Below are 10010 nucleotides of genomic sequence, written 5' to 3'. Positions count from 1 at the left end.
ACCGGAACACAAAAAAGTCCCAAACTGGCTTTCAGAGCGGGAAAAGGCTGTTTATGTTTGCTGCACACATTGCCTAAAATTGCTAAAAGTGTAAAGCTGCTATTTCAGCATTTTGAAACGATGCCCTAATGACTAAAATCAAATGTCTTGGAATACTACCGACGACATCCAGCAAAAAAACATTGACAAATCAAAAAAAGGTGGTATAATTTGTAATTAGGGCACCATAGATAATCTACTGTTAGCCCTCAGAAAAAGAAGGACAAGGCAATGGCAAGAAGAAATATCTATAAGCATTCTATCGACCTGAAGCGTCTGAGGATAAAAAACGCCGAAAGGAGTGAATTTGTAACAAGACTCGAAGAAATACCCTATCGTGGATATGAAGTAGAGGATATTACCGATGGCAGGAAAATAGTCATCGTGAAGCCTGGGGGGAAACAAGCATGGGGCAAGATGAGAAAAGAAGACTTTTTCGTCTTCATTTATAGTCCATCAGAACAAAGCCTATGGCAAATCACTCATAAGCAGATACTTGAGGATTTAACCCAAAAAGCGGGGGCTAATCGTGTCGCGACCATTGATATTCTAAAGGCATTTGAAAGAGTTTACAAAGGAGAAGACCCTGACGACGTATTGCAAGCCGTTCGCTTGAACAATCCGATAGGAGAGAATCCGGAAGTTTTATTGAAAGCCTATAAATGGATTTGGGGACAGGAAGATGTAAACTACCCAACTGGTCAAGGAAGGGACATGTCATGGGAAGGCATAAAGGTTCTTCTGCAAAAGCTGATAGCTCAACAGGAGTAAAGCCGGTGAAATACAAAACATCAGAAGATATTCCAAAGTTTCCTTTGATGGTAATAGAGAGTTCCGAATATTCTCCTAACCAGTGCGTTTTTCGAAATGATGAATTTGGCGTTTGGCTTTATCACGCCAATTGCATTGAGTTTATGGATATACTCGTCGCCAAATATCCGGCAGGTAAGTTTGATATGATATTTGCCGACCCGCCATACTTTCTATCGAATGGCGGCATTACCTGTCATGCGGGGAAGATGGTTAAGGTCGACAAGGGGCAGTGGGATAAATCGAATGGGCCGGAGATGAATCATGAATTCAACCTTGCTTGGCTTTCAAGGTGTCAGAATGTCCTAAAACCAAACGGAACAATCTGGGTTTCTGGAACACACCATATAATACACTCTGTCGGTTATGCAATGCAACAGCTGGGGATGAAAATTCTGAATGACATTACTTGGGAGAAGCCAAATCCGCCGCCAAACCTTTCGTGCCGCTATTTTACACATTCAACTGAAACAATCATTTGGGCGGCCAAGACGGAAAAATCAAAACATCTGTTTAACTATGACGATATGCGCAAGATGAATAGAGGCAAGCAGATGAAATCTGTATGGTCTTTCGCTGCGCCTAACGGGGAAGAGAAGGAGTTTGGTAAACATCCTACGCAAAAACCAGTCTCTCTATTGGAAAGGATCGTCCTTGCGTCAACAAATGAAGGAGATTTGATATTCGATCCTTTTTCAGGCAGTTCCACTACTGGTGTCGCCGCAATAAATACCCACCGAAAGTTCGTTGGGACGGAAATAGAGTCCGAATTTATTGATCTGTCTATCGCACGATTGAAGCATGCAATAGGTAGCCGACAATCAACCTTTGAGTTTTCAAGATAAAAGGCGAATTATTGTGGAAAGAGAAGATGCAATCAGGAAATTGAAAGCGTTGGAAGGCAAGGACATGGTTTCACTTGCAAGGCAATATGATGTCACTGTTTGGAAAGAAGACAGAAAGAACAAGGGATGGGCAGGACATGTTCTTGAACGATATTTGGGCCTCCCAATAAATTCAGCCCAATCGCCTAACTTTGGCTCTTGGGAACTTAAGATTGTTCCACTAAAGCGACTGACGAACGGAGCTATCGCTGTTAAGGAGACAATGGCCATCACTATGATAGACCCTTACAATGTGGCCAATACTCCTTTTGAGCAAAGCCACTTGCTAGCCAAGCTCAAGAAAGCAGTTGTGTGTGCTCGTCTATATGAGTCGCAAAATGAAGACCGATCCTTGTTGGTTCGAGTTGCCGCTTTCGATCTCAATGACAGAGCCATATATGAACAGGTAAGAAGAGACTACGAAGAAACGAGGAACTGCATTTTAACATGTGGCTTTGATTGCCTTACTGGTGCGATGGGTGTATTGGTGCAGCCGAGAACCAAGGGCGCAGGTCACGGAAGCACAAGCAGGGCTTTCTATGCACGAACTCAGTTTGTCGCAAAAATACTTGGAATAGAAAAGGGCTAACAACAGCATGCAGCGGACGCCGCCGCGCGCCGCCGCTGATGCTGAGCGATAGAGATATTGAGGAGGGAAAGAATGGATATAGGAGAGACAATAAAAAAGGTTATACAAGAACTTATACTTCCTGAACTGCAGATCATTAAGTCAGAGGATGAACAGATTAAGACTGCTCTAACACTTATAAATAAACGGCAGGATGATATGAATGCTCATCTTGTGGACCAGAGTAGAAGAATTGATGAAACAAACAAACGGATTGATGAGCTGAGAGTAGAATTGAGAGAAGAGATAGCTAAGAATACGCTACGGATTGATGAGACAAACAAACGGATAGATGAGCTGAGAGTAGAATTGAAAGAAGAGATAGCTAAGAATACGCTACGGATTGATGAGACAAACAAACGGATAGACCGACTATATGAGGTAATAGTTAGACGAGATGAGTATGAGAAGTTGGAAATAAAGATTCTGAGGCTTGAAAATGAGATAGCCGGGATAAAAACAGAGATGAAGTTAGCTGCATAATTTAAAAAGCAAGAAAAAAGAGCCTGATCTTAGAGGTCTTAGGCAGACATGCTAAGTTTTTGTATCCCTTTAACACCTCGCTCCTGAAGGGATAAGTTTCGATCCCGGCTGCGGCAGGTGTTTGTGGGTGAGAGTCTATCTGACGATTACCGGAGCTTCTTTAGCCACTTTATCTCCTCAACTAATCCCTGAGACAGATCAACTTCGGGCTTGTAGCCCAGCGAATCTTTCGCCTTGGTGATATCGGCCCAGGTATGCCGCATGTCGCCGCGTTGAGATTCTACACATCTTAATTTTGCCGGGCGGCCTATATTTTCTTCGAGGATTTTTATCGCCCCTTTTAGACTGATCCTAACGCCGCCGCCGATATTGAAGATCTCACCGCTCAATTCACTTTCAGCCGCCAGGATATTGGCGTGAACAATATCGGAAATAAAGGTGAAATCCCTTGTCTGCTCCCCATCTCCGTAGATGATGATCTCTTCATCTTCAAGGATGGCTTTAATAAATTTATGAAAGGCCATATCCGGACGCTGCCTGGGACCGAAGACAGTAAAATATCGCAAGGAAATAGCCGGCAGGCCGTAATTTTTATGGTAGAGACTAACCAGGTTTTCTGAAGCCAACTTGGTCACCCCGTAAGGTGAGAGCGGCCGGGGCAGGCTATCTTCTCTCAAAGGCAGATCCGGGCTATCTCCATAAACCGAGGAAGAGGAGGCAAAAACAAATTTTTTTAAGCGACTTTCCTTAGCGACTTCCAGAAGCCGCTGGGTAGCTAAGATATTGCATTTAGTGTAAGTGTCAAAATACTTCCCCCAGCTTGCCCGCACCCCGGCCTGGGCCGCCTGATGAAAACAGTAATCTATTCCCGCCAGAAGTTTTTTGAGGTCTAAGTCTAATAAATCCCATTCAATAAAGGTGAATTTCTCCTGCCCCTGAAGATGCTCCAGGTTCTTTTCCTTCATCCATCGGGGATAGTAATCGGTAAAAGAATCGATCCCGATGACCTGACTACCTCTTCGAATCAACTCTTCCGCCAAATATGAGCCGATAAATCCGGCCACACCTGTAACTAAACATCTCATCTGAAAATCTCCTTCTTCTTACCACTACAGCTACCTGACTACCAATCACCAGACACCTGAGCCTAGTAAGCGTTCAGCCACTAAGGCACAAACTCGATGCTCGATGCTCGATCCTGGATACTGGATCCTTTACCAGCATCGAGGATCGAGCATCGAGGATCGAGCATCGAGGATCGAGCATCGAGCATCCAGCATCATGTGCTGAACGGTTACCTTTCCTTTACCAGATTTCACATTCCCCATATCTTTATTTGCTTACCTCGGTATGTTTCTTCTCGGCTAAAGATTTTCTCTTCCCAGGTCTTATTCTTGTTCCGGTCAAAGATCACTAAGTGAGCTTCATCTGAGCCACAGCGATCAGCATACTCCCAGGTCTGTTGAAGCCCTTTTTCAATTGTGCTGCTTAGAGAACCGTTGACCAGCTTCAATTCGATCACTACTTGCTGCACACCACCAGGATAAGGCCAGATCAGCAGCAAATCAGTTCGAAGATGACCCAGACCATATTCTCGCTCAATCCGGCCGCCACTATTGACAATCCTTTGCAGGAAGGCCTGGAGTAGAAGCTGCGGCCCGGCCTCCTTATAATCAAATCGTTCCACCCAATGTTCTGAGTGCTGACGGAAGAACTGCTGAAAGGCGAAGAGGAGCTTGTCTATATCAAGACGGCTGTCTTCAGGCTGGATATACCAGGCCGGTTGGTGGCTGATGGTCAACTGGGTAGTATAGGTAAGCGCCCTGGGAATGACCTCCTGGTAGATCCGGTTGGCAATACGCAATTGACCCCTTGTGCTGATGAGACCAAGGTCTTCCACATATTGGACATCATCTTCGGACAACCGATCCGGCTTTTCTCCTCCGGCTAAAATTGGTTCGATAACGCACCTAACTCGTTCTTCCTGGAGCTTATCGGCAAGCTGGTCAAGATGAGTTTCCCGCCTGAGGATAAGATTCTCTTTGGCTTCTATCACCATCTCGGCTGTAATTGGTTGTGACCGCTCCCGGCCCCTCGTCATCTCGAAACAGGTCTCATAACCGAGGGCATTGACTAACCAGGGCTGTCCCTGGGTCAAGTCCCAGATCATATCCATTGTCTCGGAGGCAAACTGCTGTCCGGTCTCCTGGGTATGTTGAGCGTAGAGGGTTTCAATCCCCGCCTGGTCAAAGTTGCCCAACCGCAAAGACTTGGCCTTGATGTTAAAGGCACTGCCACCCGTGATAATCGCCTTCTCACGATCAGAGTGAATGCGGTAGTCACGCACATCGCGCACCCCGCACAGTATAATACTTTGGGGAAATAGATCCGGCCGCTGGGGGTAACCGGCACGTAATTGGCGGAGAACAGAGATCAAGGTATCGCCCACCAGAGAATCTATTTCGTCTATCAGAAGCACCAACGGCTTGGGGCTATCTTGAGACCAACGGGTGAGAACCTCTTTTAATGCCCCGCTTCCGCCTTGTTTATTTAGCACATCAAACCAGATTTCGTCTAAGAATGGGTCTTGCAGAAAATTACGAGCCTGGGAGGCCATCTCGCCCAGAATTGCCCTCATTCCTTCCCTGACATCTTCTCTGGCAGACTGGGCTATCTCTACATTGAAATACAAGCAGGAGTACTTTCCCTCCCGATTCAAATAGTCCATCAAAGCCAGTAGGCACGAGGTCTTACCTGTCTGCCGCGGTGCATGGAGGACAAAATATTTCTTTTGCTCAATCAAACGAAGTATCGCTGGCAAATCAAGCCGCTCTAAAGGCGGCAGGCAGTAATGGTCCGCACATTTAACCGGTCCGGCTGTATTAAAAAAACGCATAAGGCCTCCCACTACCTCCAATAACTTTGCCTGACTGCTGACACCTGAACGCTTACAAAAATAGATTCGCGATTCGCAATCCGCGATTCGCGATTCGCACTTCGAGATTAGCCATTCGACAAATGGCCGAAACGATGAACATCGCCGAATTTGTTGGAATAGCCATTCTTTTCTCCTTTTCAGTCAAGTCCTTTGTTACACCCTCTCCAGTTCAATGGTCATAAACATTCCCAAATAGCCGGCCAGTGGTGAAAGGAGAAATTCGATCCCCTTGACTACCTCATAAAAAAAGGAGGGGACAAGGCCTTTCATTGAAAGCCCACCACTCAAAAGATAACGAAAGGGGGTGGAAAAGGATAACCGGGCGGTCTTTAAATTAGGAAACTCTTTTTCAAACCTCTGCCTGTCTCGACAGAAAATAATCCAGGGGATGGCGCCATTGGCATCGCTTAAAGGTCTATTTCCTTCAAAACCCCAACTTCCATCAGGATCGAATCTCTCATGGTGAAAATTTTGATAGATAAATCTGCCCCACCATGTATTGGCCGGCTCTATCATCACACATCTTCCCCCCACCTTCAGGCATCTCGCAACCTCCTTAAAAAACAAGGCAGAATCCGGAAGATGGTGCAAAACATCGATCATAAAAAATGCAGAAACGGTCTGGTCGGAAAAAGGCATGGAAAGCGCTGAAAAGCATAGATCTAATCCCTTAACAGGCAGGATATCAGAGGTTATCACCCTCGGGATAAGCTCTTTCAGAAACCCTCCGCCACTCCCTAATTCAATAAGCCATCCATCCAATTGTCTTGAAGACTCCAGAAATTGTTTATAAAAGTCAATATAAAGCCTCTTGAAGAATCTTTTCTTTTGGATAATCTGGCCGTGTAAGATCGTGGTCGAAATTGCGTCCAGATCTTCAATATGCCGCGTTTCCGGTAGCTTCAGCCAGTCAATAACTCTTTTCATCAACTAAGTTTTAACTTCCTAAAGGCCACAAGGCACATCTTCAAAAGTAGCCAGCCGTGCCTGAAACGGTCTATCTTTATTTCTCCGTAGGTCCGCTCTCTATATCTTATGGGGATCTCCACAATCTTGAGATTCAATTTAGCCGCTCCGAAAATGAGATCAAAATCTCCAAAGGGATCAAAGTCTCCAAAGAAACTCCGGTTTTGGGCAATCTTTTCATAATCCTTCCTGAAAAGCACCTTGGTCCCACAGAGGGTATCCTTTATTCGCTGTTCCAGCAGCCAGGTAAAAATGAGGCTAAAGATTTTATTGGCTATCAGATTAAGGTACCTCATAGCCTGCTTCTCCATCTGGTAGACGAGCCTGGTGCCATTGATAAATTCACCGTTACCTTCGGCTAAAGCCAGATAGAATTTGGGCAGGTCTTCCGGAGGCACCGTCAGATCAGCATCAAGAATAAATAGGATATCTTCTGAAGCCGCGGCAAATCCCTTTCTGACGGCATCTCCTTTGCCTATGCCTGAGCCTTGATGAATCAACTTAATATCTTTCTTCCCCTGGTATTTTTCTATCATTTCTTCTATCTTTTCCAACGTGCCATCCGTAGAATTTCCATCGACAAAGATAAGCTCGGTATGTTTGCCCATCTCAGGGGTTCTCTTGACGGCGGCTTCAATATTTCCGGCTTCATCCTTACAGGGGATAATGACGGAGCAGGAATAATCTCCTCTCGACCCTGGCCGACTTCCGGCCTTCTCTTTAGCCACCATATACCCTACCAGGCATAGCTTTTTTAGTAAGGGCAGCTTGGCGATTAAACGGTTGGCCAAACTGGAAAGTAAGGGGACGGGCTTGGGAAAGAGTAATCGAAATTCCTTCTGGACTACTTCGTAACCATTAAGGTCGAGCAAATTTTCTATATCTTCCAAAGATAACCAGCTTTGGTAAGCCTGCTTCATCTTTAGGCCCAGTCTCTCTCCCAGATTAAGGAGCGGTTCCCAAAGGTAATTGTAATAAGTAATAATTACCCTGGTTTCCGGCTTGGTTACTTTTTGTAATTCCCTGAAGGCCTGCCAGACATCCGAAAGGTGCCCCACCAGATCAGACATAATCACATAATCGAATTTTTCATCAAGATGGAGGTCCTCCGCATCATCGACCAGAAAGGTGTAATCAGGGTACTTTTTTTGAGCTATATTCACCATTACCGGGCTGAAATCTACGCCTACGCCTCGCTCTGGTTGAAGTCGCCCAATAAAATCACCTGTGCCACAGCCTATTTCTAACACCGAAGATTTCGGAGGAATAATAAAGTGGAGAAGCCTTTCTAATTCTGAATAATAATATCTATTCTTCTGTTTCCACCCATCTCGATCTTTAGCCATAGAATTAAAGTAGGCTATCTTTTCTGACTTATTCATCTTAGCATCTCTTTAACCTTCATTTCTCCGTCCGAGGAGGTGTTATCTTCGGGCCATAGGCCGCCAGGATCGAACCCTTATAAGCGGGATATTCGTCTGTGGTAATAAGGTTCATTAGCCCAGATTCGGTTCGTTTCTTGAAGTCTTTGACTAACTTGTCTACATTCTCAGCCTTACGTTTAGCGGGTACTACGCTCACTACCCGTCGGCGTTCCGGATCAAAGGCTACGTGATCCCAGTTGCCATAGTCCGAACACTCAGAATTTTGGCCACAAAAACGTGATAGATCATCTATGGTTTGCCCTCCAAAACGTTGTCTTTTGTAGGGACAATTAATTGCTCCCTATTTCAGTTATCGGCAAACCTGGATATATTCTTCAATTTCGTTTTAAATTTCTGCAAATTCTTCAACAGGCACTGTGAATTCTCTCTGAGCTCTTTTACCGAAAATATAAACGGCTTTGAAATCTTCTTCAATCTTTTTTAAAACTTCTGCTTTAAAATACTGCTCTCCACAAAACTCGCACTCCTCACATGGCACATTATCTACAACGAGGAATTGGTTGTCGTGCCTGTAAATATACTGCACATGTCTTTCTCTGAAGTTTTCGTTCCCACAGAAGTTACAAATTTTTGTCATTTTTCACTCCTCCCATAAGGCGTTTTAAATTTCGGTGGTCGAGGAATATAAACTGTTATAATTGCTAACCAATCTTCTCTTCTCCCACAAACGATATGAATAGGCTTTCCTGCCCCTGTAAAGCCTACAACCAAACAACTTTCTCCTCGCCCTATATCTTCATACTGTTCTATAATTCTGCCTGTAAGCAAGGCTTCCTCAACCTCAGCTATAGTGAGATTATCATTTTGCCTTTCTTGGTCGCCATGCTGCGAAAAATAGTATTTGCCTTTCCTTACCCGTTCCTGTATCCATCCTATCTTAAACATAATAATTTATCTCTCCCAAAACGGCGATTTCCGCTAACGTTCACGGCTAAAAGAAGGGCGTAGAACAAAGTAAGGCAAATTACCCTTTAATTCCCCTCTCTTATGAGGAAGCTTTGTTCTTGTCACAACTCTTCCTTCGCATCTAAAGCTGGCGATAGTGTCTTTCCCTTCTCGCACCTCCATCTTTAACTTTTCAAACAGCCTTAGAATCTCTTTAACCTTCATTTCTCCCTCACAATGGATCTTAAATATTCCCATATCCTTTGTAAGTCTTTTCCCAGAGGCTCATCTTTAAGGTCATAATAAAGATCAACCATCGACTGGCGGAGATCTTCTATGGCCTCATATTCACTCTCTCCACATCCATAGATATCCAAATCCGGCGTATAAGCAATAAATTGATAACCATCGTATTCTACAGAAACAGCCACAGGAAAGATAAGATTAAGGGAAGGATGATGCAAGCTATTTATCAGTAAAATCTTTTTTCTTTCAATTCCCTTGATTATTTCTTTTAAGCTGCTTAGCTCTTCAATCACCGCACTCATTTTTACTGTTGACATATTTGCCTCCTGAAAAACATCTGGTAAAACGTCTCGAAATTTTGTAACCGTTCACCTCACCACGGAGACCCAGAGACACTGAGAAAAATCTAAAGGACAAGTCTCTTAATTCCGTCTTTCAAAACAAGTATTAAGTGCTTTTTCTAAAATCATTCTCCGTGTCTCTGTGTCTCTGTGGTGAACGATTACCGCAATTTTTGTTTTGCCCATAAACACCGCCGGTATTACCTTATATCATACCTGTGGTTTTGTCAATTGTTTTTTATGGCATAACGGCGCGGCGGCTGAGCCGTGCGAGCGGAGGCGAGCTTGCTCGCCGATGCGAGCATCGGCTCCAGCCGCTTGTTCGGCCGCCGCGAGCGTAAGCGA

Annotated in this window: 12 protein-coding genes; 4 read left to right on the top strand and 8 right to left on the bottom strand. The window is 44.6% G+C overall.

What is annotated here, in order from left to right; genetic code table 11:
* Positions 1-270 precede the first annotated feature (270 nt).
* Genes AB1797_10055 through AB1797_10040 form a run of 4 tightly spaced genes read left to right on the top strand, consistent with a single transcriptional unit; the run spans position 271 to position 2844 of the window.
* Positions 271-810 carry a hypothetical protein gene (locus AB1797_10055; GenBank protein ID MEW5767951.1) on the top strand — a complete coding sequence of 180 codons (540 nt, stop codon included), beginning with the start codon at positions 271-273 and terminating at the stop codon, positions 808-810.
* A complete protein-coding gene (locus tag AB1797_10050) occupies positions 759-1694 on the top strand; it encodes a site-specific DNA-methyltransferase (GenBank protein ID MEW5767950.1) in 936 nt (311 codons plus the stop codon). Before AB1797_10055 ends, AB1797_10050 begins: the two co-directional genes overlap by 52 nt.
* Positions 1695-1707: 13 nt before the next feature.
* Positions 1708-2322, top strand: coding sequence for an MvaI/BcnI family restriction endonuclease (locus tag AB1797_10045; protein MEW5767949.1), 615 nt, complete (start codon positions 1708-1710; stop codon positions 2320-2322).
* Positions 2323-2379: 57 nt separating this feature from the next.
* Complete coding sequence (locus tag AB1797_10040; GenBank protein ID MEW5767948.1) at positions 2380-2844, top strand: hypothetical protein; 465 nt, start codon at positions 2380-2382, stop codon at positions 2842-2844.
* Between the two features lie 146 nt (positions 2845-2990).
* On the opposite strand, the gene AB1797_10035 is transcribed toward AB1797_10040, so the two are convergent.
* The 8 genes from AB1797_10035 to AB1797_10000 all read right to left on the bottom strand — a co-directional run bounded on the left by AB1797_10035 (position 2991) and on the right by AB1797_10000 (position 9641).
* Entirely contained in the window at positions 2991-3929 is a 939-nt protein-coding gene (locus tag AB1797_10035; GenBank protein MEW5767947.1) for an NAD-dependent epimerase/dehydratase family protein, read from the bottom strand.
* A 230-nt stretch (positions 3930-4159) separates the two neighbouring features.
* Entirely contained in the window at positions 4160-5740 is a 1581-nt protein-coding gene (locus AB1797_10030; GenBank protein MEW5767946.1) for an ATP-binding protein, read from the bottom strand.
* Between the two features lie 195 nt (positions 5741-5935).
* Complete coding sequence (locus AB1797_10025) at positions 5936-6709, bottom strand: class I SAM-dependent methyltransferase (protein MEW5767945.1); 774 nt, start codon at positions 6707-6709, stop codon at positions 5936-5938.
* Positions 6709-8130, bottom strand: a complete 1422-nt coding sequence (locus AB1797_10020; protein ID MEW5767944.1) for a glycosyltransferase — start codon at positions 8128-8130, stop codon at positions 6709-6711. Before AB1797_10020 ends, AB1797_10025 begins: the two co-directional genes overlap by 1 nt.
* A gap of 19 nt (positions 8131-8149) precedes the next feature.
* The gene (locus AB1797_10015; protein MEW5767943.1) at positions 8150-8329 is read right to left on the bottom strand and encodes a hypothetical protein; all 180 of its coding nucleotides are present in this window, start codon (positions 8327-8329) and stop codon (positions 8150-8152) included.
* A 189-nt stretch (positions 8330-8518) separates the two neighbouring features.
* Positions 8519-8770: a YgiT-type zinc finger protein gene (locus tag AB1797_10010; GenBank protein ID MEW5767942.1), complete on the bottom strand. Its 252-nt coding sequence runs from the start codon at positions 8768-8770 to the stop codon at positions 8519-8521.
* Entirely contained in the window at positions 8767-9078 is a 312-nt protein-coding gene (locus AB1797_10005) for a DUF4258 domain-containing protein (GenBank protein ID MEW5767941.1), read from the bottom strand. The genes AB1797_10010 and AB1797_10005 overlap by 4 nt, the downstream gene beginning before the upstream one ends.
* 221 nt (positions 9079-9299) lie before the next feature.
* Positions 9300-9641 carry a hypothetical protein gene (locus AB1797_10000; GenBank protein ID MEW5767940.1) on the bottom strand — a complete coding sequence of 114 codons (342 nt, stop codon included), beginning with the start codon at positions 9639-9641 and terminating at the stop codon, positions 9300-9302.
* Between the last annotated feature and the right edge of the window lie 369 nt (positions 9642-10010).

This window comes from bacterium, assembly GCA_040753085.1.
In the GTDB taxonomy this organism is placed as follows: domain Bacteria; phylum UBA9089; class JASEGY01; order JASEGY01; family JASEGY01; genus JASEGY01.
The sequence above is the reverse complement of the archived record's forward strand: the minus strand, read 5'-3'. Positions and strand labels throughout refer to the sequence as shown.

Excerpts from the sequence above, each read along its gene's own strand:
- AB1797_10055 (MEW5767951.1), top strand. The coding sequence starts at position 271 with ATGGCAAGAAGAAATATCTATAAGCATTCTATCGACCTGAAGCGTCTG.
- AB1797_10050 (MEW5767950.1), top strand. The coding sequence starts at position 759 with ATGGGAAGGCATAAAGGTTCTTCTGCAAAAGCTGATAGCTCAACAGGA.
- AB1797_10035 (MEW5767947.1), bottom strand. The coding sequence starts at position 3,929 with ATGAGATGTTTAGTTACAGGTGTGGCCGGATTTATCGGCTCATATTTG.
- AB1797_10030 (MEW5767946.1), bottom strand. The coding sequence starts at position 5,740 with ATGCGTTTTTTTAATACAGCCGGACCGGTTAAATGTGCGGACCATTAC.
- AB1797_10025 (MEW5767945.1), bottom strand. The coding sequence starts at position 6,709 with ATGAAAAGAGTTATTGACTGGCTGAAGCTACCGGAAACGCGGCATATT.
- AB1797_10020 (MEW5767944.1), bottom strand. The coding sequence starts at position 8,130 with ATGAATAAGTCAGAAAAGATAGCCTACTTTAATTCTATGGCTAAAGAT.
- AB1797_10010 (MEW5767942.1), bottom strand. The coding sequence starts at position 8,770 with ATGACAAAAATTTGTAACTTCTGTGGGAACGAAAACTTCAGAGAAAGA.
- AB1797_10005 (MEW5767941.1), bottom strand. The coding sequence starts at position 9,078 with ATGTTTAAGATAGGATGGATACAGGAACGGGTAAGGAAAGGCAAATAC.
- AB1797_10000 (MEW5767940.1), bottom strand. The coding sequence starts at position 9,641 with ATGTCAACAGTAAAAATGAGTGCGGTGATTGAAGAGCTAAGCAGCTTA.